Annotated in this window: 22 protein-coding genes and 1 pseudogene; 15 read left to right on the plus strand and 8 right to left on the minus strand. The window is 57.7% G+C overall.

Annotated features, from left to right (window positions below; translation table 11 throughout):
- A pseudogene (locus HMPREF1153_RS01020) lies at positions 1–1165 on the plus strand (type I restriction endonuclease subunit R); the annotation flags it as partial.
- A 79-nt stretch (positions 1166–1244) separates the two neighbouring features.
- Here HMPREF1153_RS01020 and HMPREF1153_RS01025 read toward each other — a convergent pair.
- Complete coding sequence (locus HMPREF1153_RS01025) at positions 1245–1757, minus strand: hypothetical protein (RefSeq protein ID WP_009645145.1); 513 nt, start codon at positions 1755–1757, stop codon at positions 1245–1247.
- A gap of 18 nt (positions 1758–1775) precedes the next feature.
- A complete protein-coding gene (locus HMPREF1153_RS01030; protein WP_009645141.1) occupies positions 1776–2648 on the minus strand; it encodes an RsiV family protein in 873 nt (290 codons plus the stop codon).
- A gap of 158 nt (positions 2649–2806) precedes the next feature.
- On the opposite strand from HMPREF1153_RS01030, the gene HMPREF1153_RS01035 reads away from it, so the two are divergent.
- Positions 2807–3964, plus strand: a complete 1158-nt coding sequence (locus tag HMPREF1153_RS01035; protein WP_009645135.1) for an MFS transporter — start codon at positions 2807–2809, stop codon at positions 3962–3964.
- A 74-nt stretch (positions 3965–4038) separates the two neighbouring features.
- Here HMPREF1153_RS01035 and recQ read toward each other — a convergent pair whose 3' ends face one another.
- A complete protein-coding gene (gene recQ / locus HMPREF1153_RS01040) occupies positions 4039–5820 on the minus strand; it encodes a DNA helicase RecQ (protein WP_009645097.1) in 1782 nt (593 codons plus the stop codon).
- 156 nt (positions 5821–5976) lie between these two features.
- On the opposite strand from recQ, the gene HMPREF1153_RS01045 reads away from it, so the two are divergent.
- From HMPREF1153_RS01045 to HMPREF1153_RS01060, 4 genes are read left to right on the plus strand one after another with little or no spacing between them, the layout of a single operon-like run.
- Entirely contained in the window at positions 5977–7575 is a 1599-nt protein-coding gene (locus tag HMPREF1153_RS01045; RefSeq protein ID WP_009645161.1) for a TolC family protein, read from the plus strand.
- The gene (locus HMPREF1153_RS01050) at positions 7572–8717 is read left to right on the plus strand and encodes an efflux RND transporter periplasmic adaptor subunit (RefSeq protein ID WP_009645150.1); all 1146 of its coding nucleotides are present in this window, start codon (positions 7572–7574) and stop codon (positions 8715–8717) included. Before HMPREF1153_RS01045 ends, HMPREF1153_RS01050 begins: the two co-directional genes overlap by 4 nt.
- A gap of 18 nt (positions 8718–8735) precedes the next feature.
- Positions 8736–9476: an ABC transporter ATP-binding protein gene (locus HMPREF1153_RS01055; protein WP_009645082.1), complete on the plus strand. Its 741-nt coding sequence runs from the start codon at positions 8736–8738 to the stop codon at positions 9474–9476.
- Positions 9477–9488: 12 nt separating this feature from the next.
- Entirely contained in the window at positions 9489–10706 is a 1218-nt protein-coding gene (locus HMPREF1153_RS01060; protein ID WP_009645137.1) for an ABC transporter permease, read from the plus strand.
- Positions 10707–10830: 124 nt separating this feature from the next.
- On the opposite strand, the gene HMPREF1153_RS01065 is transcribed toward HMPREF1153_RS01060, so the two are convergent.
- A complete protein-coding gene (locus tag HMPREF1153_RS01065) occupies positions 10831–12975 on the minus strand; it encodes a methyl-accepting chemotaxis protein (RefSeq protein WP_009645070.1) in 2145 nt (714 codons plus the stop codon).
- 252 nt (positions 12976–13227) lie between these two features.
- Here HMPREF1153_RS01065 and HMPREF1153_RS12865 point away from each other — a divergent pair, with 252 nt between their 5' ends.
- The 5 genes from HMPREF1153_RS12865 (at position 13228) to sucD (ending at position 18614) form a co-directional block, all read left to right on the plus strand.
- Positions 13228–13521: a hypothetical protein gene (locus tag HMPREF1153_RS12865; RefSeq protein ID WP_198003301.1), complete on the plus strand. Its 294-nt coding sequence runs from the start codon at positions 13228–13230 to the stop codon at positions 13519–13521.
- A gap of 124 nt (positions 13522–13645) precedes the next feature.
- Complete coding sequence (locus HMPREF1153_RS01075) at positions 13646–15070, plus strand: carbon starvation CstA family protein (RefSeq protein WP_009645118.1); 1425 nt, start codon at positions 13646–13648, stop codon at positions 15068–15070.
- 195 nt (positions 15071–15265) lie between these two features.
- Positions 15266–16246, plus strand: coding sequence for a KpsF/GutQ family sugar-phosphate isomerase (locus HMPREF1153_RS01080; protein WP_009645107.1), 981 nt, complete (start codon positions 15266–15268; stop codon positions 16244–16246).
- Between the two features lie 250 nt (positions 16247–16496).
- Positions 16497–17687 (plus strand): ADP-forming succinate--CoA ligase subunit beta, encoded by a 1191-nt coding sequence (sucC, locus tag HMPREF1153_RS01085; protein ID WP_009645122.1) that lies wholly within the window; start codon positions 16497–16499, stop codon positions 17685–17687.
- Between the two features lie 21 nt (positions 17688–17708).
- A complete protein-coding gene (gene sucD, locus HMPREF1153_RS01090) occupies positions 17709–18614 on the plus strand; it encodes a succinate--CoA ligase subunit alpha (protein WP_009645156.1) in 906 nt (301 codons plus the stop codon).
- Positions 18615–18781: 167 nt separating this feature from the next.
- Here the strand turns inward: sucD and HMPREF1153_RS01095 are convergent, their stop codons facing one another.
- Positions 18782–19027 (minus strand): hypothetical protein, encoded by a 246-nt coding sequence (locus HMPREF1153_RS01095; RefSeq protein ID WP_009645133.1) that lies wholly within the window; start codon positions 19025–19027, stop codon positions 18782–18784.
- Between the two features lie 122 nt (positions 19028–19149).
- Positions 19150–20505, minus strand: a complete 1356-nt coding sequence (locus HMPREF1153_RS01100) for a sensor histidine kinase (RefSeq protein WP_009645142.1) — start codon at positions 20503–20505, stop codon at positions 19150–19152.
- Between the two features lie 112 nt (positions 20506–20617).
- Between HMPREF1153_RS01100 and HMPREF1153_RS01105 the strand changes: the two genes are divergently transcribed.
- From HMPREF1153_RS01105 to HMPREF1153_RS01120, 4 genes are all read left to right on the plus strand, one after another.
- Positions 20618–21349, plus strand: coding sequence for a LytR/AlgR family response regulator transcription factor (locus tag HMPREF1153_RS01105; protein WP_009645126.1), 732 nt, complete (start codon positions 20618–20620; stop codon positions 21347–21349).
- Between the two features lie 234 nt (positions 21350–21583).
- Complete coding sequence (locus tag HMPREF1153_RS01110; RefSeq protein WP_009645123.1) at positions 21584–22249, plus strand: DUF5105 domain-containing protein; 666 nt, start codon at positions 21584–21586, stop codon at positions 22247–22249.
- An 87-nt stretch (positions 22250–22336) separates the two neighbouring features.
- Complete coding sequence (locus HMPREF1153_RS01115) at positions 22337–23125, plus strand: hypothetical protein (RefSeq protein WP_232208152.1); 789 nt, start codon at positions 22337–22339, stop codon at positions 23123–23125.
- A 70-nt stretch (positions 23126–23195) separates the two neighbouring features.
- Entirely contained in the window at positions 23196–23438 is a 243-nt protein-coding gene (locus HMPREF1153_RS01120; protein ID WP_009645116.1) for a hypothetical protein, read from the plus strand.
- A 164-nt stretch (positions 23439–23602) separates the two neighbouring features.
- Here HMPREF1153_RS01120 and HMPREF1153_RS01125 read toward each other — a convergent pair whose 3' ends face one another.
- Both HMPREF1153_RS01125 and HMPREF1153_RS01130 read right to left on the minus strand, forming a co-directional pair.
- Positions 23603–24934: a threonine/serine exporter family protein gene (locus HMPREF1153_RS01125; RefSeq protein ID WP_009645132.1), complete on the minus strand. Its 1332-nt coding sequence runs from the start codon at positions 24932–24934 to the stop codon at positions 23603–23605.
- Positions 24935–25061: 127 nt separating this feature from the next.
- A complete protein-coding gene (locus tag HMPREF1153_RS01130) occupies positions 25062–26393 on the minus strand; it encodes a threonine/serine exporter family protein (RefSeq protein WP_009645087.1) in 1332 nt (443 codons plus the stop codon).
- Positions 26394–26484: the final 91 nt, after the last annotated feature.

The raw sequence follows: 26484 nt of genomic DNA on the forward strand, positions 1-26484 counted from the left end.
GAGCCGCGACTTCCTTTCGGACGCGATTGCGGACTATAATGCGCGTTTTTCTACGAATTTTTCGACGGACGGGGATTCCTTTCAGAATTATTACAAGGATCTTTCTCAGCGCATGAAGAAGCGCGAGATCGATTTGCTCATCGTCGTCAATATGTTCCTCACGGGCTTTGACGCGACGACGCTCAACACGCTTTGGGTGGACAAGAACCTCAAGTACCATGGGCTGATTCAGGCGTTTTCACGCACGAACCGCATTTTGAATTCGGTCAAGACGTTTGGCAATATCGTCGCTTTTCGCAATCTGGCGAAAGCGACGGACGATGCGATCTCGCTTTTCGGTGATGAGAATGCCGAGAGCGTCGTGCTGCTGCGAGGTTTTCGTGACTACTACGACGGCTATGACGATGCGAGCGGCCGTCATCACAAGGGCTATGCGGAGCTTATCCTAGAGCTGCGCGAGAAGTTCGCTGTCGGTGAGCCGATCTTGGGCGAGCAGACGCAGAAGGATTTCGTGCGCATCTTCGGCAACATTCTGCGCCTCAGGAACATTCTCACGGCGTTTGATGATTTCGAGGAGAATGATCCGCTCCTGCCACCGCGCGATTCGCAGGATTACCAGAGCATGTACTTGGACATTCATCGCGAGATGACGGGCGCGGGAAATGCGGAGAAGGAGAACATCAACGACGATGTCGTGTTCGAGCTGGAATTGATCCGGCAGGTGGACATCAATATCGACTACATTCTGCTGCTTGTGGAGAAGTATCATGCATCGAACGGCATGGATCAGAGCATCATCGGCGCGATCGACCGCGCGGTCGGCGCAAGTCCCGAGCTTCGGAGCAAGAAGGAGCTGATCGACGGCTTCATCAAGACGGTCAACACGAGTACGAAGGTGATGGAGGACTGGCGCACCTATGTCGATGCGGAGAAGGAAAAGGCGCTCGAAAAAATCGTGCAGGAGGAGAAGCTGAAGCCCGAGGAGACGGAGAAGTTCGTCCGAAGTGCGCTGCGCGACGGCAGGTTCAAGACGACGGGCACGGCGATTGATACGATCCTGCCGCCCGTTCGCCGCTTCGGCGGCGCTCGCGCCGAGAAGAAGGCGGGCGTCATCGAAAAGCTCAAGGCGTTCTTTGCGACTTTTATGGGGCTGGTGGAGGAGTGAGGGAACCGTCTGCAAAAAACAGGTGCGGTCTGTATTGAAACCATACAGACCGCACCTGTTTTTTATTTTTGTCCGTTCGTCAGAACAGATCCTCCATCAGGCGGATTTCGTAGATCGTGCCGTCTTCGTAAGTGTAGAAGATGAGGGTGGAGTCTATGCCTTCATAACTATAGGCATAGTTCATAGGGGTGCCGTTTCCTTCAAGTCCCTCGGGCAGCCAGCCGAAGGCGCGCTCGATGTCGGCTGTGGTGCTGCCGACGTGCAGGCCTTGCGGTGTTTCGATGCCGTTGTTGGCGGTAGTGTTGATATCCATGACGCTGTCTCTGTCCGTGCGGATGAGGATTTTGAATGAGTTGCCGTAATAGTAATAGAGAACTTTTACGTCGGAATGGTTGGGTCCGATGTTCGTATACATGCTGCTTTCCAGGCGGTCGGGTGTGCCGTAGATGCTTTCCACGTAGGCGCGGGAGCTGCCGATCTTGAGGCCGCCCAGAGAGAGTGCTTCTTCGGGCAAAGCGGTTGCCGAAGAGAGGTGTGTAGGGAGCAGCAGGGCGACGAGGAGCAGGAAGCGAGCGAGTGCTTTTGCTTTCATGAGAAAGATCTCCTTTTATCAATCTATAGAATACGCGTCGATGAAAAGCTGCGGAGCGTCCGCGCGCTCGATGGTGAGCGTGAAGTCGCCGGAGGCGTAGGGGGCGAGAGCGTAGGGCGAGTAGAGGAAGACGAGTTCGCCGCGCGTGCCCATGTACCAAGAGAAGGTGTCGAGAGCTTTTTCTGCGGGGTGAATCCGTTCGAGCTGCTCGCGGATGTCGAAGGCGAACAGTTCTTCCTCACGTCCTGGGTATTGAGCATGGAAGGCGGCAGCAAGGGCTTGGAGCAATGCTTCGCGGTTCGTGACGAGGGCGGCGAGGGGGACTTTTTTTCCCGTTCGTGTATCGAAGGTCGTGCCGCCTTCGCCGTGCATCGGGTGTATGCCGCCCGAGTAGGTGATAGCGAAGCTGCAGAAGCTGATCATCTGTTCGTCGACGCGCCCCCACTTCGTGATGACAGAGTAGTCGAAGTAGGAAGTCTCTTTGAGAACGCCGTTATCACGATCCTCTTTCTTGTATTCGTAGGCGAAATCGAAACCACGCTTCGCATCTTGCGCTTCCTGCCTGTTCCAAGCGTCGAGACCGCGTGCGAGCGGGGCGCGTGCACTGCCTTTGATGCGCAGCAGGGGGTGACTGCTGTAGGTCACGCACTTACCGTTGGCGTCGTAGGCTTCGATGCGATGGTCTTCGACGAGGAGCCACGGCACGGGAGCCTCGACGGAGCGTTCCTCGTCTTTGTCGTCGGCGGCCTTTGCCGGGAGCGTGGATTCTTTGATCGTATCCTGCTGCGCTGCCGCATGGACAACGGATGCAAGGGGCAAGTTGTCTGAGACAGGCGCAATGGGAGCGAGCAGGAGGACGGCTGCGAGGGAGAGTGCATGGATTTTCTTCATGGGATGAACCTCCTTTTTGATGGCTCTGCATATACTTTGCTTTTTCTCGTGTGCAAAATCGTGCGCGAAGTTGCAGCAAGACTTCGTTTAGGCTGCTGTTTATCGGTTGACAAGCCATCGGGAATGTGTTAGTCTCCCCTAGAACAAGGGGGTTGAATATGCAAAACAACGGTTTGCCAGTTGATCGCTCGCGCAGTTTGCTGCATCGCGCCAATCAGGCTTTTTTCTTTGTCGGCGGCTTCGGCGTAGCATCTTGGGCGCCTCTCGTGCCGCTTTTGAAGGCGCGACTCGGTGTCGCTGAGGATGTACTTGGACTCTTGCTTCTTTGCATCGGCGTCGGCTCACTGGTGACGATGCCTTTTGCAGGAGTATTGGCCGGGCATTTCGGCTGCCGCCGCGTGATCGCTGTCGATTCGCTCGTCTTTGCGGCGCTTCTTGTGGCTCTTGCCATGGTGGACAATATCGTTCTAGCTGTACCGACACTCCTTTTGTTCGGCTCTTCCATGGGAATTATTGATGTCACAATCAATATCCATGCCGTGCGCGTCGAGCAGCTTTTGAAGAGGCGCGTGATGAGCGGCATGCACGCGCTTTGGAGCGTGGGCGGCTTCATGGGGGCGGGACTTTTCGGCGTTTGGATGGCGCTCGGATTCACGCCCTTGGGCGCGACGGCGTGTTCGGCAGGCATCATCGTGCTCTTGGTGCTCGCCTTCGCGCGATTTTTGCTCGCGGGCAGGAGTGCGCCCGAGGGCAGGGCGCTCGCCGTGCCGCACGGCATCGTCGCCTTTGTCGCGGCGGTCGCCGGTATATCCTTCCTCGTCGAGGGCGCTGTCATGGACTGGTCGGGTGTGTTTCTCACGGAGGTGCGCGCGATGGACATGTCTCTTGCGGGCACGGGCTTCGCTGTCTTTTCTGCGGCGATGCTTCTCATGCGGCTCTTGGGTGATGCGATTGTCAATCGCCTGGGTGCGCGCCGCGTCGTATTCTTCGGTTCGGTCATCGCCATCGCGGGTTTCTTGCTCGTGATCGTTTCGTCCTCCGCGTGGCTCATCTTCCCCGGCTTCTTCGCGATCGGTTTCGGCTGCGCGAACATCGTGCCGATTTTCTTCTCATTGATGGGAAAGCAGCAGGATATGACGATCAATGCGGCGGTCGCGGCGGTGTCGACGTGCGGTTACCTCGGCGTGCTCATGGGGCCTGCCGCCATCGGTTTCATCGCGCACAGTACGAGCCTTCTGGCGTCGTTCGTTCTCTTGGCCGTGCTGCTCTTCGTGCAGCTCCTCATTGGGCTGCATGTGTTCCGCAAGGTGGCGTGAGAAAAAATTCATCGGCGCGTGCCTATAAAGGCGGCGCAAGGGCAGCAGAAAAAGCTCTTGCGCCGCCTTTTCGCTTATGTGCGATGCTCTTTGATGCATGCGAGGAAGGCTTCGCCGTAGCGCGCGCACTTTCTTTCGCCGACGCCCTTGACGTGCAGGAAGTCGTCGAGCGTTTCGGGCAGAATGCGGCACATGTCGCGCAGCGTCGCGTCGGAGAAGATGACGTAGGGCGGCACGCGGTCGCGGGCGGCGAGTTCTTTTCTGAGCGCCCTTAGGTAGTCGAAGAGCGAGATGTCGACGGGCTTTTCCTTCTGCTTCTTTGGGAAGTTTTGGAAGACTTGCTCCTTGCCGCGCAGTACAGCGTAGGCGGGTTCTGCGAGCTGCAGCACGGGGTATTCGCTCTCGGTGAGAGAGAGATACCCCGTGGCGATGAAGCGTTGAATCGAGCGCTTGATCTCGGCGAGCGTCTGCTCCTGCATGATGCCGTAGGTCGACAGTTCGTCGAGGTGCAGCGTGCGCACGCGCTGCTCGGCGGAGCCTTTGAGCACCTGCGCTGTCAGCGTCATGCCGTAGCGTCCTCTCATGCGGTAGACGCACGAGAAGATTTTCTGCGCATCAAGCGTCACGTCGCGCCGCTCGAAGTCGCCCTTGCAGCTGCTGCAGTGATCGCAGGAGGCGGCGGGAGCGCTCTCGCCGAAGTAGCGCAGGATGAAGGCGCGCAGACAGTCGGGCGTGTGGCAGTAGTCCGACATCTTCTGCAGGCAGCCAAGCTCGTGCGCCTTGTGCGCCGCGTCCTCGGTCGAAACGTCGATCAGATACTTCTGCGTCATGACGTCCTGCGGCGAAAAGAGCAGGATGCACTCGCCCGGCTCGCCGTCGCGCCCCGCACGGCCCGCTTCCTGATAGTATGATTCGATGTTCTTCGGCATGTTGTAGTGGATGACGAAGCGCACGTTCGACTTGTCGATGCCCATGCCGAAGGCGTTCGTCGCGACGATCGCCTGCACGTTGTCGTAAAGGAAGTCGTCCTGCGCCTTTGAGCGCTCTTCGTCGATGAGCCCTGCATGGTAGGGGCGCACGGCGAATTTTTTTTGCTGCAAGAAGCGGCTGACGGCGTCCGTCTCCTTGCGCGTCGCGCAGTAGATGATGCCGGCTTCTTCGCGATGCGTGCGCAGGTAGTTCGCGATGAAGTCCTTGCGGTCGACGCCTGTGAGGACGCCGAAGAAGAGGTTCGGCCGGTCGAAGCCTGCGACGTGCACGGCGGGGCGGCGAAGTGCGAGGAGTGAGATGATGTCGTCTTTGACGCGCGGCGTCGCCGTCGCCGTGAAGGCGCCGATCAAGGGACGCTTCGGCAGACGTTCGATGAAGGGCGCGATGGCGCGATAGCTCGGGCGGAAGTCGTGCCCCCACTGCGACAGGCAGTGCGCCTCGTCGATGGCGATGAAGGAAACGGTCTGCTCTTGCAGCAGGGATTGGAAGAAGTCGGTTTCGAGCCGCTCGGGCGCGACGTAGACGATCTTGTACGCGCCTTGCGCGATGGCGCGAAACCTTTCGCGAGCCTCCGCCTGCCCGAGCGAGCTGTTGATGAATGTCGCAGGTGCGCCGGCCTCTGCGAGTGCGTCGACCTGATCTTTCATCAGCGAGATCAAGGGCGAGATGACGAGCGTGACGCCCGGGAGCAGCAGGGCGGGCACTTGGAAGCAGATGGACTTTCCCGCGCCCGTGGGCATGATGGCGACGGTCTCGCGGCCTTCGAGCAGGCTCTTGACGACCGTCTCCTGCGCAGGGCGGAAGCTCTTGTAGCCGAAGGTCTGCTGCAGGATCTGCAGCGCACGGGCGAAGTTTTGCTCAGGCATTGGGGATACTCCCTTTCCTTATCCTTTATTCTACACCTTTCGCGAAAAATCGTTAAATCCCTTTAAAGCTCAGCGATTTCTTATTGTTAGACGAGGGAACGGGCAGTATAATAAGCAACATAAGTGAAAGTATATCCCTCGGGGAGGAGAGAGACGATGAAGAAATGGTGCAGGAAGCCTTGGTCGCTTTTATTGGCGGGAGCTTTCCTTTACAGCGTGTCATCCGTGGGAGCGGCGGCTGACCTTTCGCTTGCGGGCGCGGTCGAACTTGCGCTTTCGCAGAATGCGGATCTGAAGATCACGAAGCAGGCGGAGGAGTCGGCGCTTGCTTCGCTCGGCGAGGCGAAGAGCGAAAAGGGCTTTTCCGTCAGCGCTTCGGGCGGCTATTCTGTCGGCAGAAATTGGAATGATCGCGGCAACACGACGTCGTCGGGGCTTCAGGCGTCCGTCAAGAGCGGCATCAATATCTGGGACGGCGGCAAGGCGAGCGGCGGCATCGACAGCGCCAAGATCGCCATCTTGACGGCGCGCCTCAAGACGGCACGCGCCGAGGAGAAGCTGCGTCTTTCCGTCATTGAGGCGTATTACAACGCGCTGCAGGCGAAGAAGACCGTCGGTGTGAACAAGGCGTCCGTCGACAATTATCAGGCGCATTTGACGAACGTCGAACAGCTTTTCTCGGCGGGCAGCAAGGCGCGCATGGACGTGCTGCGTGCCTCCGTGGAGCTTTCCGATGCACGCCAGACGCTCATCAAGTCGGAGAACGACTATGAGATCAGTCTGGCGAAGCTTAGGAATCTTGTGAACATGGACAGGGATGAGCCGCTTCGCCTCACCGATGATGCCGTATACAGCCCGTTCGCCCCTGCACTTTCCGACTGTCTCGCCTTCGGCGCTGAAAATCGCAAGGAGCTTTGGATCGACAGCTACGACGTCGCGCGCAAGGAGCTCGACATTGAGGTGGTCAAAGCGGGCTATACGCCGCAGATCGACTTCTCGCTGAGCGCGTCGGCAAACAAGGATTTCGAGCCGACTTCATCGGACAGCCGCGGCGTGACGGCGGGCATCAATATGAACTGGAACATCTTCGACGGCGGCAGGAAAAAGGCGCGCATCGAGGCGGCGGAAGCGGCGCTCGATGCCGCGCGGCTGCAGCTGGAAAAGGACAGGAACGATGTGGACTACGACATCCGCGCGGCGTACTTTTCGATGAAGGAGGCGGAAAACCGTCTGAACTCGACGCAGGACGCCGTAGACAAGGCGAAGGAGGACTACTTCATCGCACGCGAGAAGTACCGCGCGGGTGAAGGCATCATGCTCGACGTCATCGACGCGCAGCTTGCGCTCTCGAAGGCGGAGATGAACCACATCAGCGCACAGTACGACTTTGCGCGCGGCAAGGCGCAGGTGGAAAACGCCATGGGGCAGAGCCTCACGGAGAGTGAGCAGCGTGCGGCGGACGCCATGGACGCCGTGCCGCTGGCGAGAGCTGAGATCAGCCGCAAGGATGCGGTGCACGCCTATGAAGAGAACGAGAAGGCGATGAAGGAGCGTCAGGACAGGACGGTCATTCCTTTCCCCGCGTCTGAGGCAGCGGCGGCGAAGCAGTCTGCCGTGCAGAAGGAAAGGGCGGCAGGCGCGAAGGTTTCGAATACAATGAATACAGCGAACGCGGCAAATGCGACGAATGCAGCTGATACGGACAGTGCAGCGAATGCGGCGGCAGCGGCAGCCGGAAATGGAGGGCGGGCATGAAGATTTTCGGCAAGGACATCACCTTCGGCACGAAGGCGAAGATAGCAGTGACCGCGCTCGTCCTCGCTGGCTGCGCTTTTGGCGGCTACAGCTACTATGAGGTGCAGCAGGCAGAAAAGGCCATGCGAGAATCTGCGGGCGAGACGGCGACGGTCGTGCGCATGGAGATGAAGTCCACCGTGTCGGCGACGGGCACGATCATTCCTGTCGATTCCGTCGAGGTCAGCTCGAAGATCACGGCGCGCATCAAGAATGTGCTCGTCAAGGAAAACGACATCGTGACGGCAGGCGAGACGGTCGCGACACTCGATGCCAAGTCGCTCGCAACGAAGCGCGATCAGGCGCAGTTCAAGGTCACGAACGCCAAGGCGAAGTACGACCGCGAAGCCTACCTCTACAGCATCGGCGCGAATCCGCAGACGACGTTCGAGGACGCGCAGTACAACTACGATGCTGCCAAGAGCGTCTTGGAAGAGACGGAGTCCGATCTCGCTGAGACGATCATCCAAGCGCCGATCAGCGGCATCGTCGTCGGCAAGCCCAAGACGGCGGGTACGATGGCGACGGCGGGCACAGACTATCCGACTGTCATCATGCGCATCGCCGACCTCTCGAAGAAGCAGATCATGGCGAAGGTCGATGAGACGGACATCGGCAATATCAAGGTCGGCCAGCAGGCGACGTTCACGGTCGATGCGCACTCGGGCAAGACCTTCACGGCACGCGTCGCGAAGATCAGCCAGACGGACACCGCGAATACGTGGCAGACCGTGTCCTCGTCGAGCACGACGACGACTTCTACTGCGAGCGTCATTTATTACTATGTGACGCTCGATGTCGACGACCCCGAGAACCTGCTGCTGCCGGCCATGACGGCGCGTCTTGAAATCGAGACGGCGACGAAGCCCAGCGCGCTCGCCGTTCCCATCGCCGCATTGAAGACGGACGCCTCGGGAACATACGTCGTCGTCGAGATGCCCGACGGCACGAAGGAGAACCGCCCTGTCAAGACAGGCATCTACAGTGATGACTATGTGGAAATCCTCGACGGTCTCATCGAGGGCGAAACCGTGTCGATTTCCTACACGGCGACGCAGCCGCAGGTCATGATGATGGGCGGCGGCGGCCACCCGCCGATGTAAGTGCGGAAAGGAACGATCATGGAGCAAAAGGCGAAGGAAGAGCGAGCGGCGCAGGAAAAGGCGACGATCGAGCTTCGGGGCATCAAGAAACTCTATCCGATGGGCGATCAAATCGTCGCCGCGCTCGCGGGCGTTGATCTTACGATACGAAAGGGCGAGTTCGCCGCCCTCATGGGGCCGTCCGGCTCGGGCAAGTCGACGCTCATGAACATCCTCGGCTGCCTCGACCGCCCGACGGAAGGATCGTACAAGCTCGACGGCGAGGAGGTCGCGCACCTCTCGGACGACGCGCTCGCGCTCACGCGCAATAAGAAGATTGGCTTCGTATTTCAGAACTTCAACCTGCTCTCGAAGAGCAGCGCAGCTGAAAACGTCGCCCTGCCGCTCATCTATGCGGGCGTCGGAAGAGGCGAGCGGCGCGAGCGCGCCATGCACCTCTTGGAAGCCGTCGGTCTTGCCGACCGTGCCGACCATCAGCCCAACGAGCTTTCGGGCGGTCAGCGCCAGCGCGTCGCCATCGCGCGCGCCCTCGTCAACGATCCGCACATCGTCATGGCAGATGAGCCAACGGGCAATCTCGACACGAAGTCGACGCATGAGATCATGGAGCTCTTCGAGAAGCTTCATGCCGCCGGGCGCACGATCATCCTCGTCACGCACGAGCCGGACATCGCCGCTTGCGCGAGCCGTCAGCTCCTCGTGCGCGACGGACTCATCACGCGCGACGAGGGCAGGGGCGTCAAGATGGATGTCGTATAGGAGGGAAGTCGCTTGTTGATTTGGGAAAGCATCACCATCGCCCTGCATGAGCTCTTTGCGAACAAACTGCGCTCCGTCCTCACCATGCTCGGCATCATCATCGGCGTCGCCGCCGTCATTGCGATGGTCTCCATCGGCATGGGCGTCAAGAGTAACGTCGAGGACTCGATGGCGAGCCTCGGCAGCAACATGCTCATCGTCACGCCCGGCGCGGCGAACTCGGGCGGCATTCGCGGCGCGGCAGGATCGCGCGAGTCGCTGAAGTACGACGATGCCATGGCGATCAAAAAGAAGATCAAGAACATCGACCACGTTTCGCCCATCGTGCAGCGCTCCTATCAGATTGTCTACGGCAATCAAAACTGGAATACCGTTGTCATGGGCGTGACGCCCGAGTACATGGCGATCCGCTCGCTCACGCTGACCGTCGGCACCTTCATCTCGCAGACGGACAACGACAAGCGCCAGCGCGTCGCCGTCATCGGCCCGACCGTCGCTAGGAATCTCTTCGGCAGTGAGAACCCCATCGGCAAGAACATTCGCATCCACAATCAGCCGTTTAAGATCATCGGCGTCCTCGCGAGCAAGGGACAGTCCTCCATGGGCCAAGATCAGGACGATGTGGTCATCGTTCCTCTGATGACGGAGCAGGAGCGTCTTCTCGGCATCACGCACATCCAGATGATCAACCTGCAGGTCAGCGAGGCCTCGAAGATCGTCCAGGTACAGAGCGAGGTCGAAACGCTGCTGCGCCAGCGTCACCACATCCTGAATGGCAAGGATAACGACTTCACCGTCAACAACCTCACGAGCCTCGTCGAGACGGTGACGCAGCAGACGACGATGCTGACGATCCTCCTTGGCAGTATCGCGGGCATCTCGCTCCTCGTCGGCGGCATCGGCATCATGAACATCATGATGGTCTCGGTCACGGAGCGCACGCGTGAGATCGGCATACGGAAGGCGCTCGGCGCGACCTTCGGCAACATCATGCTGCAGTTCCTCATCGAATCCGTCGTCATGGGCGTCGTCGGCGGCATCCTCGGCATCTGCCTCGGCTGCGCCATCTCCGTTGCCATCTCTCATGTCGGCGAATTCAAGACCGTCATCACGGCGACGCCGATCCTCGTATCCTTCTCGTTCGCCGTCGGTATCGGTCTCTTCTTCGGCATCTATCCGGCAAGAAAGGCCGCGAAGCTCGACCCGATCGACGCGCTTCGCTACGAATAAAGTGAAGTGATCTGCATGCGTTCGTTATTATCGCGCGATGTGTGAAGAGCGGCAGAGCGTTGCTGCATGAAGAATCCCCCGAGAAATCTTCTCGGGGGATTCTTCATGCAGTCAAGGATGCGTCCTACACTTGGATCTTGGCGACTTCGCCTTGCAGACTTGTGGCGATTTCGGCGAGACCTTCGCTTGCATCGGCGATATTCTGCAGGGACTGCGTCTGCGTCTCCACGGCGCTGTTGCCCTCCTCACTCGTCGCGGCGTTTTCCTGTGCGAGCGCCGAAAGGCTCTCGATCACTTGGGAAACGGAGTGGCTTTTGTCCACGATATTCCGCGTCGAGTCGTTCATCCTCTTGACGACCTGCTCCGTCTCTTCGACGGCTTCGTCGATGCGGCGGAATTTTTCCTGCGTTTCATCGAGACTCGTGCGCGTTTCGTCGACGAGATGCCGGGACACTTCCATCGTGTCGACCGCCTCTTGAGATTTCTCTTTGAGTCCGCCGATGATGGCGCTGATTTCGTCGGTGAAGCTGCGGCTCTGCTCCGCGAGCTTGCGGATCTCGTCCGCGACGACGGTGAAGCCGCGTCCTGCCTCTCCGGCCCGTGCTGCTTCGATGGCGGCATTCAGGGCGAGAAGGTTCGTCTGCTCGGAAATCGACTGGATCATCTGGCTGGCCACTTCGATCTTTTCCGCGCTCTTGTTCGTCTCGATGACGACGCGAGCCACTTCTTCGGTCGCTCGGGAGGTTTCTGCCGATTTCTTCATGACATCGGCGAGGATGGCGATACCTTCATCCTTGCGCTGGCGCACGGCGGCGGTTCCTTCATTAATTTTTTCGAGAATTTCCTGATTGCCGTCGAGCAGGGTCTGGATTTCGTCCAGGTGATCGGAAGCCTCCTGCGTGTCCTGCGCCTGCTTCGATGCACCGTCGGCAATGTTGTGGATGGCCGTCGTCACGTCGCGTGCGCTGTTGGCCGTGCTTTGCGTCGTAGCGGTCAGTTCCTCGCTCGTGGCGGCGACGGATTGGGAATTGCCGTTGATCTTTCCGACGATGTCGCGCAGGCTGTTCGCCATTTTGCCGCAGGCGCGTGTGATGATGCCGATCTCATCGCCGCGCTCCAGGTATTTCGCGAGGTGCATATTTTTCTCTTTCTGCAGATCGAGTCCTGCAAAGCGCTCGATCATGCCCGCCATATCCTTTAGAGGTGCGGAGACGCGCTTGTGGATGAAGAAGCTCATGAGCGCGATGAGACCTGCACCGCAAGCTACTGCAATCAGCAGCGATATGAGGACGAGTGCCTTTGCCTCATGCGTGAACATCTCGTTGGAGACGGCGACGAGCGCCCCCCAAGGCTGTTCGATGCCCTTGAGCTTGATGGGGTTGAAGATATAGGTGGTAGGAAGCCCCGTGGATTCGGAGGTGCGCTCCATGGAGAAGAGCTCCTGGCCGAAGAATTTCTGTCCTTCGCTTTCGCTTACGCCCAGCATTTCATAGACGTTCTTGGAGACCGCGTCATCTTTTAGACCGTGGGCAAGCAGCGTTCCCTGCGGGGTAAAGACGGCGAAGAAATTGTTCGGCGTGCTGATCGCCGCCATGTCGCTCTGGAAAGGGGCGGCGTCGAAATCCACCGTGACGGCGCCGACGAAACGACCGTCCTCGATGAGAGGGAAGGCGATGGTCAGCATGTAGGTGCGCTGGGTCGGCGTGACATCGTACCAGTAGGGATCGGTCAGCGTGATTTTCTGCGTCTTGCGCGGGGATTGATACCACTCGTCCGTCTCATAGCCGGCGAGCGGCGTGATCACGATGTCGGAGCCTTCCTTGCCCGCATAAGGGATGGCGCGCCCCGTGGCGTCGGAAGCGGGGGAGTTCACGAATGCGGCATCTTTGCCATCGAAGGCGTTTGGCTCGAAGCAGATGCCTGAACCGACGATGTCGTCATTGGAAGCGACGGTCGAGCGCAGGGCGGTGATCAGATCGTCACGATTGCGCTGCTCGGGCGGCAGAGACAGAATCTGTTGGACGCGCGATCTCAGATCCTGTCCCGATTGATAGATGGCAGTGTAGCGCGTCTCGATGGCGGCCGTCTTCATGCCGACCTCATTGTACTTTTCCCGTATGCCGTCTTCAATCATGGTGTTGTACGAGCGATAGCCGATGAAGCTCATGAGAATGGCGATCATCAGTGTGACGCCGAGGAAGATGACAACATTGACTTGCAGTCCGATGCCGTAGCCGCCCTTTTGTGGGGTTTCCTTTGTTTTGTTCATGTTGTACAGCTCCTTTTCGGGGAGGCGCGTGCATTTTTCGTCAAGAAATGCGCCTCCTAATTTAGTTGATTTCGTCTACTACTTTACAAAGACGGAATCTGGAATCTTTTAATATTATATCATATTTTTCAAAAAAGTGGCACTTGAATATAATTTAATAATAAACTTTAGCGATACGAAGCGCTCCTACCCGAGCAAGGGGCTTTCGCCAAGCTTGTCGAGCAGCAAATTTGTTTCCATGACGCTCTTCTTGTGCGTGAGCGCGAAGATGAGGACGCTGTCCCAGCTATTCTTGGCGTAGAGCTGCGGCAGATGAGCCGCGTGCAGCAGACGGCTCGTTTCCTTGAGGTCGAGTCCGAGCGCGAGGGCGAGCGCCAGAAGTTTTGCGCGCGAGGGATTCTTGTCGCCGGAAAAGATATGGTAGGCGTATGTGGCTTCGAGTCCCGAGGCGCGGATGACATCGCTTTTCGTTCGATTCTTCTGCGAGAGAAGCTGCGCGAGATAAGGCTCCTCTTTTTCGTTGGAAAAGCACTATTGACAACTTAGCGAAAAAGGTTTACATTGAATCCGTAAATGTATTTCAACAATAGTCCGAATATTGCCTATATGAAGGAGAGGAGGGGCGGTACGGCGGTCTATAGACTGACGGACAGAAGGAGAGTGATTTGCGATGGTTACATTTTTGGTGGCATTGCTTGCTTTGATTCTGGGCTACGTCATCTACGGCAGGGTTGTCGACGTGATTTTCTCGCCTACGGACAAGCCGACGCCTGCATTGGTGCACGATGACGGTGTGGATTACATTCCTCTGCCGACGTGGAAGGTCTTCATGATCCAGCTTTTGAATATCGCTGGTCTCGGACCGATTTTCGGCGCTTTGCAGGGGGCGCTTTGGGGGCCGTGCGTCTACTTCTGGATCGTTCTCGGCACGATCTTCGCGGGCGGTGTGCACGACTATATGTCGGGCATGATTTCTCTGCGTGAAGATGGCAAGAGCATCTCGGAGGTCGTCGGTAATCACATGGGCAAGACGATGCTCTTCATCATGCGTATCTTCTCGGTCGTGCTTCTCGTCCTCGTCGGCACGGTCTTTGCGACGGGGCCTGCTATGCTCATCGACGGCAAGCTGTTGTCGCTCGGTTCTATCGGCGCGATCAAGATCTGGCTCATCATCATCTTGATTTATTACTTCCTTGCTACACTTTTGCCGATCGATACGTTGATCGCGCGTTTCTATCCGCTTTTCGGCGTCTGTCTCATCGTCATGGCGTTCGGCATCATGGGGGCGATGCTTGCGGGCGTCGGCGGTCACGTCATGCCGGAGATGGTCTTGGCGAACCTCCATCCGAAGGATATGCCGATCTGGCCGCTGATGTTCATCACGGTCGCCTGCGGCGCCATTTCGGGGTTCCACGCCACGCAGTCGCCCATGATGGCGCGCTGCCTGAAGGATGAGCGTCTCGCGCGTCCCGTTTTTTACGGCGCGATGGTTTCTGAGGGCTTCATCGCTCTCGTCTGGGCGGCGGCAGGCGTGACCTTCTACGAGAGCACGGGCGGCCTCGGCGCCGTGCTTGCCTCGGCAGGTCCCGGTGGCGTCGTCTACGATATCTGCGTCGGCTTCCTCGGTCCCGTCGGGGCGGCTCTCGCGTTGCTCGGCGTCGTGGCCTGCCCGATCACTTCGGGCGATACGGCGTTCCGCTCGGCACGTTTGACAATCGCCGACTGGTTCGGCCTTGAGCAGAAGTCGACGAGCAGACGTCTCGCGCTTGCCGTGCCGATCCTTGGTGTCGGTGCTGCTCTTACACAGATGGACTTCTCGATCATCTGGCGCTACTTTTCATGGACGAACCAGACGCTCGCTATGATTGTCCTGTGGACGGGATCTGTCTACCTCTATCGTACGTTCCGCGGCAAAATCTACTACATCATCGGCATGATTCCTGCGACCTTCATGTCGGCTGTCACGGTGACGTACATCCTGCAGGCGAAGGAAGGTTTCGGCCTTTCGACAGATGTTACATATCCCGTCGGTATTGCCACCGCTGCGCTCTTCTTGTTCCTCTTCCTGCGCACGACGGTGCTGCGGCATGAGTGAAGAAATTTTCTGTCTGTGCGGCAGACGAGGACGAGTCGTGGAATGCTAAAGACGAACAGCAAGCCGAAAGTTGCCGAATCGCCCGAAAGATTCGGCAACTTTTTTCGCGCTCTACCCAGAATTTCTCGCGCGGTGTATAATAGGGAGGTAGATTTCTTAGTTGATTTACAGTCGAATGGAAAAGGAGAGCGGCGAATGAAGCGAGATGTGATACGGGAAAAGGCAAAGGAAACGCTGGCGCTGGAAGCGGCGGCGGTGAAGAAACTGACGGAGAGTGTGGATGAGGAGTTCTGCCGTGCGGTTGAGTGCGTGCTGGACTGCACGGCTCGCATCGTCGTCACGGGCATGGGAAAATCCGGGCATATCGGACGCAAGATTGCCGCGACGCTTGCGAGCACGGGAACGCCTTCGTTCTTCATGCATCCAGCGGAGGCGTTTCACGGCGACCTCGGCATGGTGACGGACAAGGATGTAGTCTTGGCGATTTCCAACAGCGGCGAGGTGCAGGAGGTCGTGAAGATCCTGCCCGTCATCCATCGCATCGGTGCGACCATCATCGCCATGACAGGCAACCGTGCTTCGCAGCTCGCCGAGTACTCGGACTACGTCATCGACATCGGGCATGAGCCAGAGGCTTGCCCCTTGGGACTTGCGCCGACAACGAGCACGACGGCGACGCTCGCCATGGGCGATGCCATCGCCGTCGCTGTGATGTCCGTGCGGAATTTCAAGAAGCAGGATTTCGCGCTCTTCCATCCGGGTGGCGCACTCGGCAGACGGCTTCTCCTCAAGGTGCAGGACGTCATGCACACGGGCGAGGAAAACCCTGTCGTCTCGGGGGAGAAGACGGCGAAGGATGCGCTCTTTGTCATGACGGAGAAAGGCTTGGGCGCTGTCTCTGTCACGGATGCAGCGGGCAAGTTCATCGGGCTTCTGACCGACGGCATCATTCGCCGCGCACTCGCGAAGGACTATGCTTTCCTCGATGAGCCTGTGCACGAGATCATGTTTACTGAGCCGCTGACGATCCATGCCGATGAACTGGCGACGGCGGCGCTCTCCGTCATGGAGAAGCACGAGCCGCGCCCCGTGACGGTGCTGCCCGTCATCGACGAGAAGGGGGCGCCGGTCGGCATGATCCATCTGACCGATCTTTTGAAGCAGGGTGTGGTTTGAGCCGCATCCTGCCGTTGGGAATGGATGTGCCATAAAGTGTCGGGGCGTGTCGCTGGTACGTTGAGAGAATGGGTTCGTAGCGCGAGAATTTTTCGATAAATTCAGGATATGATAAGTTCTGCCTATGATAATATTTCTAAGAAATCACTAGACAAATGAGCAAAAAAATTATACAATATAGTTGTTTATGGGATGAAATCAGAGGAAGTAATATCCTCGTCCCGAGAACCATCAACAGGGAGGCATGGTTATGAATATTCATGAGTACCAGTCCAAGCAAGTCCTGCGGGAATTCGGCGTCAATGTGCCGAACGGCCTGCCGGCGTTCAGCGTGGAAGAGGCGGTCGAGAACGCGAAGAAGCTCGGCGCCGCTGTCACGGTCGTCAAGGCGCAGATCCACGCGGGTGGCCGCGGCAAGGCGGGCGGCGTCAAGATCGCCAAGTCCGTTGAAGAGGTCGAAGGCTACGCGAAGGAGCTGCTTGGCAAGGTTCTCGTCACGCATCAGACGGGTCCTGAGGGCAAGAAGGTCGGTCGCCTCCTGATTGAAGAAGGCTCGAACATCAAAAAGGAATACTATCTGAGCTTTGTCGTTGATCGTGCCACGGCGAGGATCGTCATGATGGGTTCTGAAGAGGGTGGCGTCGAGATCGAGAAGGTCGCTGCCGAGACTCCGGAAAAGATCATCAAGGAGTATATCGATCCGGTCATCGGACTTGCTCCGTTCCAGGCGACGCGCATGGCGTATGCCATCAACATCCCGGCTCCTGCGATTCGCAAGGCGGCGGCTCTGATGGAGAAGCTTTACAATGCGTTCATTGGCAAGGACTGCTCGCAGGTTGAAATCAATCCGCTCGTCGTCACGGCCGAGGATGATGTGATCTGCCTCGATGCGAAGCTGAACTTTGACGACAGCGCATTGTTCCGCCATCCCGACATCGTCGAACTGCGCGATGAGACGGAAGAGGATCCGAAGGAGCGTGAAGCTGCGGCTGCCGGCCTCAACTACGTCAACCTCGGCGGTGATGTCGCATGCATGGTCAACGGCGCAGGCCTTGCCATGGCTACGGTCGATATCATCAAGCATTACGGCGGCGAGCCCGCCAACTTCCTCGATGTCGGCGGCGACTCCGAGCCTGAGAAGATCGCGAAGGCGTTCAACATCATGCTCGAAGGCGGCCAGGCGAAGGGCATCTTTGTCAACATCTTCGGCGGTATCAATCGCTGCGACAACATCGCGAACGGCATCATCGAGGCTGCGAAGATCATCTCCAAGGACGGCAAATCCCTCCCGGTTCCTGTCGTTGTCCGTCTTGAGGGCACGAAGGTCGAAGAAGGCCGCGAGATCCTGAAGAACACGCCGATTGCCAACGTCTTCCCCGCACCTACGATGGAGGGCGGCGCCGAGCAGATTGTCAAACTCGTTGCTGAGGCGAAGGCTTAAATCGAAAGGGAGGTCAAACACATGTCAGTTTTGATTGATAAAGATACAAAGGTCATCGTGCAGGGCATCACGGGCAAAGCGGCGACGTTCCACACGAAGCAGATGCTCGACTATGGCACGAAGATTGTCGCAGGCGTAACGCCGGGCAAGGCGGGTCAGAAGGTCGAGGGCGTTCCCGTGTTCAATACGGTTGCGGATGCTGTGAAGGCTACGGGCGCGACGGCTTCGGTCGTTTATGTTCCACCTCGTTTTGCGGCGGACAGCATCATGGAAGCGGTTGATGCCGGTCTCGATCTCGTCGTCTGCATCACGGAGCATATCCCTGTCCTCGACATGGTGAAGGTGCGCCGTTACATGGAAGGCAGGAAGACGCGTCTTGTCGGCCCGAACTGCCCGGGTCTTCTGACATCCAAGCAGTCGAAGCTCGGCATCACGCCGGCTACGGTCAGCAAGCCCGGTCATGTCGGCGTCATCTCGCGCTCCGGTACCTTGACGTACGAGGCTGCTTTCCAGCTCACGAATGCGGGCATCGGTCAGACGACGACGGTCGGCATTGGCGGCGACCCCGTCAAGGGCACGGACTTCATCGACGCTCTGCAGCTCTTCAAGGATGATCCCGAAACGTTGGCCGTTCTGATGATCGGCGAAATCGGCGGCACGGCGGAAGAGGACGCTGCGAAGTGGATTCAGGCGAACATGAAGGATAAGCCGGTTTCTGCCTTTATCGCAGGTCGTCAGGCGCCTCCGGGCAAGCGCATGGGTCATGCCGGCGCGATCATCTCGGGCGGCAAGGGCACGGCGGCTGACAAGGTCGCGGCTCTGAATGCTGCGGGCATTCCCGTTGCCGATACGGTCGCCCACATCGGCGAGACGATGGTCAAGCTCCTCAAGGAGAAGGGTCTCTTCGAGAAGTGCCATACCTGCTGAGTTTTGGCGGGATAAATAGCGAGACGCCACTGCGGTTTGCGGTGGCGTCTCGTTCTTGTTTTGGGCGGTCGTCTCTGTCGACGTTTGGTGTGACGGGGTTCGTGGCATGAAAAAGCCCGGGATGTGCATAGAGAGCATGCACATCCCGGGCTTTTCATGTTTCTTGCTTAATAGTAGTAGCCATCCTCGTCGTAGGTGCTGCCGTCTGCACCCTCGGCGCTGACGGAGTAGTTGCCGTCCGCATCCACGGCTACGGCAGCGACGTTGCCCTCTTCGTCCGCTACGGCGTAGACGTAGTTGCCGTTCTCATCGTACCCTTCATACTCGTATTCGTCCGCCGAAGCGACGCCTGCCGTGCCGAGCATGATGGCGCAGGAAGCCATGACTGCAAAAGCTTTGAACCAGTTTTTCATAAATAACATCCCCTTTTTATGTGTGCCTTGCTCTATTCTTTTTCTAGTGTAACAGGAAGGTGGATGCTTTTCAACGAATGGGAAAAAAGTGTCGAGATCTTGCATGAAAGTGGTCATTTGCCTCATTTTTCCATGCGCTCGACCTGCGGCACATGCAGCAGGATGCTGAACCAGCCGTCCTTTTGCTCCGTGAAGAACTCGGCGCCGTACTTTTCCGCGAAGAGCAGAAGGGAGCGCGTGCCGTAGCCGTGGCCAGGCAAGGAATCTCTGCTTCTGGGCAGGCCGTTTGCGGCGAGTGGTACGGGCGTGCTGCGGCGGTTCTCAATGGAGAAGAAGATACTGGCACCCTTGGTACGCGCGAGGAGACGGATGGCTCGCTGCTGCTGCGGCTCTTCCTCTTCGGCATGGATGGCGTTTTCAAAGAGATTGCAGAGGACGAGCGAGAGATCGACTTCCGCGGCAAAGGAGGCGGGGAGGTCGATTCGAGCCTCGACGGCGATGTCCTTTTGGCGCGCTTGCCGCACATAGACGGAGAGCGCTGCATCGATCAGGGGATTGTTGGCGAAGTGCTCGACGCGCGTCGCATCGATCTGCCCGCTCATCCTTTGGACGAGACGCATGGCGGCATCATCTTCGCCGCGCGAGATGAGGTCGGCGAGCATCTGCGCATTGTGTCGGAGGTCATGGCGCACGATGGAGAGGCGCGCCTGCTTTTCCTGCAGGGTGCGCGTATACTCGCCGATCGAGTTCATGCGCGTCAGGAGCGCGAGATTTCGTTCCGTCGTTGCTGCCTGCTGGAGGATGTACTCAAGGCCGCGCCATGCGGCGAGAGCGATGAGCACGCCGCAGACGAACAGCAGAACGCGAGGGAAGAGGTAGCGGGAGGCAAGGACCTCAGGCGAGGTGGAGAAGTAGACATCGTGAACGAGCATGAGAAGCGGCAGCGGGCAGATGTAGAGCCAGAAGCGATCGGTGCTGATCGTGGAAAAGCGCAGGAAGATTTGTCGGAAGAAGGGGCGCACGACAGGCAGTACGGTGAGATAGATCGTGAGATTCAAGGCGCAGTAAGTGGCGAAGTGGTCGAAAAAGTCGCTTTCGCTGCTGAACGTCAGCACGAGGAGAATCGCGATCGTCGAGACTGTGCTGCTGAGAATGAACTGCGTGCCGAGGATGAAGATATGCTGCGCGGCGTACGGTCGGATCATGCAGAGGTTCAGCAGAAAGTAGGGAAGAAAGCCGAAGAAGATGTAAAAGAGTTTGAACGTATGAAAGCTGTAGGACAGAACGCCGGAAAAGAAGAGCAGCAGAGAAGCGGCAAGCTCCGCAAAGAAGATAAAGGCATAACCCTGCAGCAGCCGTCGCCGTGCCTTCGGCGCAAGGATGGTGCGAAATGGCAGGTAGCGCAGGTAGACGGCCGGCAGGAGCGAGAGGAGGAACAGGAAGGTGTTGAAGACGACGGCAAGATTGTTTTCGTTCAAGACAAACCCTCCAGACTGTTTGCTTATGTATGGTTTTGTGGTATTATACGATAGAAGTCGTACTTCGTCAAATGAATGACGGAGTCATACGGAAACAGAAAGGCGGGAAAGGATGCGCATTGCTATTGTCGATGATGAGGAAGAGGTGCGCGAGGTGGCGCGGCGCTATCTGGCGAAGATGCTCGCGCGATATTGGTCGAAGGAAACAGCCGTCGTGCAGCTTGACCTCTTCGATTCTGCCGAAGCGCTTCTGGAGTGCCTTGATCGACAGTCCTACGATCTCGTGCTCCTCGACATCTGCATGCCCGGTCTTGACGGCATGGAAGCGGCGCGTCGCTTGCGTGCCGAAAGTGCCGACATCGGCATCATATTCCTCACGACGAGCGAGGAGCATCTGATGGAGGGCTATCGCGTCTTTGCTGACGGCTACTTCCTCAAGCCTTTGGGGTCCGATGAGGAGGCTTTTCAGGCCTCCCTGCGTCATGTCTTCGCACGCCGCGATCAGTCGGCGCACGTTCTCAGCGTGGAATACAACGGACGCGCCTTGGAGATCCCCTTCCAAAAGATTTTCTATGCGGACATCGAAGGCGGCAGGCTGCACATCGTCCTCGAAGAGCGCGATTTTCACCTCTCGCGCCCTTTCACTTATGAGTGGAGCGCGGAGCGGCTGCTGCGCGACAAGCGCTTCCTTGAATGTTACCATCGCATCATCGTCAATATGGACAGAATCGAGCGCATGGAAGAGGGGGCGTTCGTGCTCACGAGCGGCATGAAATTGCCGATCAGCCGCAGGCGGTACGGTGCGGTCAAGGTAGAGTATATGCAGTATATGCTGAATAAGTAGCAGCAAGTTGGGGGCTTAAGATATAAGTTCCATGGGTCTTTCTACTGGCATATCTGTGACCACTTTCGTGCAAGAAAAAGCCACTTTCTGCAGATTCTTTGCAGGAGGTGCTTTTTTTTTGCTACAATTTAAGCGAAGGGGAAATTCGGCAAGGATGTTCGATAGCGGGCTGAGGGTTTCATCTCCTTGCCCATTGCCGTACTTTTCCGAAAAAATATAAAAGGAGAGGGTAATATGAAGAGGAAGATGATGTTGACAAAGAGGTTACTGCTGCCGTTCATCGCCGTTCTGGCGATGTTCCTCGTCGCGGGCTGCGGCGACAAGCCAAAGGACACGGCGGACAAGGCTGTCCTCGCTTATGCGGAGCTTTACGCTTACGGTGACACGGACAAGACCGAGGCGGCGGGCTTGACGAAGGAGCAGAAGGAGAAGATCAGTGAGGCGCTCCTGACTGAGGTCGATCAGCAGTTCCAGAGCATGATGCTTTCCGAGGACAATGCGGTCGCTGTCACGAATTACTATATTGCCGATCGCAAGGCGAACATCACGCTCAAGGCGAAGGTCAAGAAGGACGACAGCGAGCATCCCGTTGTCGAGCTGACGGCTACGCCGGTCGACAAGGCGGAGTTTGACAAGATCATGCAGACGAACGAGGATCTCGTCGCCTTGGGGGTTGTCCTCGGTCTTGCACAGCAGCAGGGCGTCGACGTCCGCAAGGATCCCTCTTATCAGCAGGGAGCGATGGACGTCTTGCGCAAGTTCATCGACGAGATTCCTTACGACGATGAAAAGACGCTCGATGTGCCGTGCGATATGGTGAAGAGCGACGACGGCAAGACGCTGCACTGGGCGCCGAAAGATCCGAAGGCGATCCAGAAGTTCCTCGACGGCGAGAAGTAAGGCGCTCGTATCTCCGTGAGGGAAGAGCGGTTGCTTTGTATGAGCAATATGCAGCAAGATAAAGGGAATCGCGAAGGAGGGAATATGATGATGAATCGTTTTTGCCGCATACTGCGACAGGCTTTCGCGGTTCTTTTACTGACACTCATCCTTGCGGGCGGCTATGGTGAAGCGGTGAAATCGAGATGGTGTTTTGCCGCTTCCCATGACCTTGCAGGACTCGAAGATCGCGCCGTCGATATTGAGCCGTCGGATGGAAGCGTTTCCGTTACGCTCAGTGAAAGCGAAATGGAACTCCTCTCGTCCGTGCGCTGCAACCTGCTCTATCTCGACGAAAATGTCGTTATCCACCTCGGCAGCGATGCGAACATCGACGCCGATTGGGACACGGGCGTCTTTCGTGACAACTTCGACGGTACATGGCCGATGCTCGACGGGCACCCTGTCTACATCGAGCTCACCGAAGAAGGCGACGATTACAACCTCTATTCCATACCCATCAAGCTCAACGGCGAGGAGTGCATCCTGCAGGTTTCCTACAACTACAACGATGAGACGTATCACATCCTCGGCGCGTACCGCGAGCTTGAGGAAAGCGGCATGAGCGATCAAGAGCTGATTCCCTTGAGGGAGGGCGATATGGTCACGACGATCCATTTCGCGAAGCCCGTTTCCGACAATGATGATGATGAACTCGCTGCTGTCGAAGCCGAGACCTTCCAAATCGGCAGTCATCCTGCGGTCGAGGACGAAGAACTCGGCGACGGCACATACGGCTATATATTTGAGTTTCTTGCGCCGACGGGTGAAAGCGCCCTTTCGGAGATCGCCGTATTCAACATCGAAGGCGGGAACATCACGACATTTGATGAATGAGCGGCAGACCTTCTGCCGCCAGTATTATTCCAGTATATAGATCATATAACATCCTAAGGAGAGATTCATTATGAGCAAAAAAAGTCCAATTCTTGCAGCGATTCTTGGCTTCTTCGTTCTCGGCATTTTCTACAGCACGGGCTTCAGCAAGCAGGGCATCATTGCCGTTGTCGGAATGATTGTCGTCAGTTGGCTTCTCAGTTTTTTTGTCAGCCCGGAAGTCTCTGTGATTGTCAACCTCGTCGGTGCGTTCCTCGGCTACAAGTGGGCGAACGATCACAATGCATCAATCGAGGGCGGCGGTGCGATGTAAGGAGACGCAGCATCCAGTTTGCGTCTTTTGGCGCATCTTTTGCATCGTTTCGAGCAATCTCGAAACGATGTGCTTGTAACCGAGTCTGGTCGATAAAAAGCGTGCAGCGGAATCGAATCTGCTGCACGCTTTTTGCATGTTGATTTCATGGGAGCATCGCTCTGTCAGTCTTCCTGATCGACGAACCTCGACGCGAGCAGCTTCTTCTCCTGTGCGATTTTGTTGCGTTGGATCTGGCGCGACCAGAAGATACTGGGAATAGCGACACCGATGGCGATGCCGGCGATGATGCTCGCGGCTTCGACGCCGTTTCTAAGCGCCGTGAGCAAGAGCGAGGTGCTGACCTCGTTGATGTTTAAGAGTGTGAAGAAGAAGCGGTAGAGGAGGACACCGGGAATCAAAGGAATGGCGGAAGGGATCGTCAGCACGATGTTCGGCGTGTGAAACCAGTGAATGGCAAAGAGTGCGAGAACGCCGACGAAGGCGGAGGCGAGGAAGGTGCCGGCCGCTTGGCTCATGCCAAGTTCGAACATACAGATGTTCCGAAGGAGGATCGTGATGATGCCGCCCGTGGAGACGACCCATAGCAGCCGGCGCGGCACGCTGAAGATCAGGGAGAAACCACCGGCTGCGATGGCGGCGGCTAGCGGGTGGTAGAGGTAGATCTCGCCGGGACTGAGGCTCACGGTCGTGAATGAACTGACGTGTCCAAGGCGCAGGGCGATCGCCATGCCGAATGCCGTGCTGCAGACGATGAGGAGCGTGTCGAACGCCCGCGTCATGCCCGAGGTGATGAAGTGGTTCAGAAGGTCATTTGCCGCGTTGATCAGAGGAACGCCGGGCACGATGAAGAGCGTGCAGGCGACGATGGGCAGCATAGGCGTCGCAGACAGATTGAGGTTTTGCAGCAGCACGGCGGCGAGCGTCGCAGTAAAGGCGGCGATGGCGATGCCGGCGTAGACGTTGAAGCCGTGCTCGTTGCAGAAGCGCCGTGCATAGAAGCCGAGGAAGGCACAGAGCGCCGTGATGAAGAAGGCGGCGAGGTCGCAGCCGAAGAGAGCGCACGAGCCGGCGCACGCGAAGCCTGCACCGAGCGCCGTCAAAAAGCCGCTGTAGGGGGATTTTCGTTTTTCCAGAGCTTCCATCTCGCGTTCGAAAAGTTCGAGCGACCAGGCGTCGCGCATGGCGCGCCAGATCATGCGGCTGACGGCGGAGAGAACGAGCATGTTCACGCGGTGCGTGCGGCACTTGCTGAAGCGCGTGTAGGTGCGCTCCTCGTCCTTGATGTTGAGCATGATGGTCGTGTAGGCGATGTGGCAGCTGACGTTTTCCGCAGGGATGCCCATGTATGCCGCCGTGCGCATGATATACTGCGAGGTGCGGTCGGAATCGGCGCCGTTTTCCATCATCGTGCGTGCGACGAGGAGGATCAGATGCATCTTGTAGATGATCTGGGAGAAGGGGTGCGTGAGAACATGTTCTTTCGTTTCTGCCATGGGAAGACTCCTTTCCTGTGCAAGGGGTGGTGCAAAAGCTGCTATGCCTTAAAGGTATTTTATGATAATGGTTTGGAATATTGTGACGATTTTTCATAGACTGCCCAGCGGGCAATCTATGAAGCGGTCAGTCCTCCTGATCGACAAATCTCGACGCGAGCAGTTTCTTTTCCTGTGCGATCTTGTTCTTGCGGATCTGACGTGACCAGAAGATGTTTGGTATGGCGACGCTGACGGCGATGCTGATGATGATGGTCGCCGCCTCGATGCCGTTTCTGAGTGCGCCCAAGAGGACATCCGTGCTGACATCGTTGATGTTGAGGAGCGTGAAGAGCAGGCGGTAGAGCAGGATGCCGGGCACGAGAGGGATGGCGGACGGCGTCGTGAGGACGACGTTCGGCACGTGAAAGCGATGGATGGCGGAGAGCGCGGCGATGCCGACGACGCCGCCGCCGATGAGCGTTCCCGTCGCCTGACTGAGGCCGAAGTCGAACATGCAGATGTTTCGGAGCAGGACGGCGACGGCGCCGCCGACGGATACCGCCCAGAGGACGCGTTTCGGCACATTGAAGAGCAGCGAGAAGCCGCCCGCCGAGATCGCTGCGGCAATCGGATGGTAGATGTAGATGTCGCCGGGACTGAGGCTGATCGTCGTGAATTCGGTGATGCGTCCGAGGTGCAGTGCGATCGCCGTGCCGAACGCCATCGAGCCGATGATGAGCACGGTGTGGAAGGCTCGTGTGATGCCCGCCATGATGAAGTTGTTGAGCATGTCGTCTGCTGCATTGATCAGCGGCACGCCGGGTACAATGAAGAGGGCGCAGGCAACGATGGGGTGCATGGGCGTCGCGGAGTGGACGACGCTCTGCGAGAGCGTCGCCAAGGAGGTCGCGACGAAGGCGGCGATGGCGATGCCCGCATAGTTGTTGAAGCCGCGCTTGTTGCAGAGGATGCGTGCGTAGAAGCCGAAGAAGGCGCAGACCGCCGTGACGAAAAAGGCGATGAAGTCGCCGCCGAAGAGCAGGCACGAGCCGCCGCAGGCGAAGCTGGAGCCGATGGCGGTCGCAAAGTTCGAGTAGGGATTCTTGCGGCTTTCGACGGTTTCCAGTTCCTTTTCAAAGCGTTCGAGCGACCAGTTGTCGCGCATGGCGCGCCAGATGACGCGGCTGACAGCGGCGAGGACGGTCATGCTCACGTTGTGCTTGCGGCATTTTGTGAGTTCCGTGTAGGTGCGCTCCTCGTTCTTGACGTTGAGGAGAAGCGACGTATACATGATGTGGCAGCTGACGTTTTCGGCAGGGATGCCCATGTAGGCCGCCGTGCGCATGATGTAGCGCGTCGTGCGGTCAGAGTCGGCGCCGTTCTCCATGAGGAGTCTGCCGACCGTCAAGATCAGGTGCATTTTGTAGGTGATCTTGTAAAATGGGTCTTTGAATACTTGTTCAAGGGATGATTGCATAGTTTGTTAACCTCTTTGTTTAGGAATGTTCGTGTGCTTTATTTTTGTATGTGGGTATAGCTTATTTTGTCGTTAGCGTGTTAGACGAAAT

Source organism: Selenomonas sp. CM52 (assembly GCF_000292955.1).
Taxonomy (GTDB): domain Bacteria; phylum Bacillota; class Negativicutes; order Selenomonadales; family Selenomonadaceae; genus Selenomonas.

Coding starts and splice junctions, on each gene's coding strand:
- HMPREF1153_RS01025 (WP_009645145.1), bottom strand. CDS start 1,757: ATGAAAGCAAAAGCACTCGCTCGCTTCCTGCTCCTCGTCGCCCTGCTG.
- HMPREF1153_RS01030 (WP_009645141.1), bottom strand. CDS start 2,648: ATGAAGAAAATCCATGCACTCTCCCTCGCAGCCGTCCTCCTGCTCGCT.
- HMPREF1153_RS01035 (WP_009645135.1), top strand. CDS start 2,807: ATGCAAAACAACGGTTTGCCAGTTGATCGCTCGCGCAGTTTGCTGCAT.
- recQ (WP_009645097.1), bottom strand. CDS start 5,820: ATGCCTGAGCAAAACTTCGCCCGTGCGCTGCAGATCCTGCAGCAGACC.
- HMPREF1153_RS01045 (WP_009645161.1), top strand. CDS start 5,977: ATGAAGAAATGGTGCAGGAAGCCTTGGTCGCTTTTATTGGCGGGAGCT.
- HMPREF1153_RS01050 (WP_009645150.1), top strand. CDS start 7,572: ATGAAGATTTTCGGCAAGGACATCACCTTCGGCACGAAGGCGAAGATA.
- HMPREF1153_RS01055 (WP_009645082.1), top strand. CDS start 8,736: ATGGAGCAAAAGGCGAAGGAAGAGCGAGCGGCGCAGGAAAAGGCGACG.
- HMPREF1153_RS01065 (WP_009645070.1), bottom strand. CDS start 12,975: ATGAACAAAACAAAGGAAACCCCACAAAAGGGCGGCTACGGCATCGGA.
- HMPREF1153_RS01075 (WP_009645118.1), top strand. CDS start 13,646: ATGGTTACATTTTTGGTGGCATTGCTTGCTTTGATTCTGGGCTACGTC.
- HMPREF1153_RS01080 (WP_009645107.1), top strand. CDS start 15,266: ATGAAGCGAGATGTGATACGGGAAAAGGCAAAGGAAACGCTGGCGCTG.
- sucC (WP_009645122.1), top strand. CDS start 16,497: ATGAATATTCATGAGTACCAGTCCAAGCAAGTCCTGCGGGAATTCGGC.
- sucD (WP_009645156.1), top strand. CDS start 17,709: ATGTCAGTTTTGATTGATAAAGATACAAAGGTCATCGTGCAGGGCATC.
- HMPREF1153_RS01095 (WP_009645133.1), bottom strand. CDS start 19,027: ATGAAAAACTGGTTCAAAGCTTTTGCAGTCATGGCTTCCTGCGCCATC.
- HMPREF1153_RS01105 (WP_009645126.1), top strand. CDS start 20,618: ATGCGCATTGCTATTGTCGATGATGAGGAAGAGGTGCGCGAGGTGGCG.
- HMPREF1153_RS01110 (WP_009645123.1), top strand. CDS start 21,584: ATGAAGAGGAAGATGATGTTGACAAAGAGGTTACTGCTGCCGTTCATC.
- HMPREF1153_RS01115 (WP_232208152.1), top strand. CDS start 22,337: ATGATGAATCGTTTTTGCCGCATACTGCGACAGGCTTTCGCGGTTCTT.
- HMPREF1153_RS01120 (WP_009645116.1), top strand. CDS start 23,196: ATGAGCAAAAAAAGTCCAATTCTTGCAGCGATTCTTGGCTTCTTCGTT.
- HMPREF1153_RS01125 (WP_009645132.1), bottom strand. CDS start 24,934: ATGGCAGAAACGAAAGAACATGTTCTCACGCACCCCTTCTCCCAGATC.
- HMPREF1153_RS01130 (WP_009645087.1), bottom strand. CDS start 26,393: ATGCAATCATCCCTTGAACAAGTATTCAAAGACCCATTTTACAAGATC.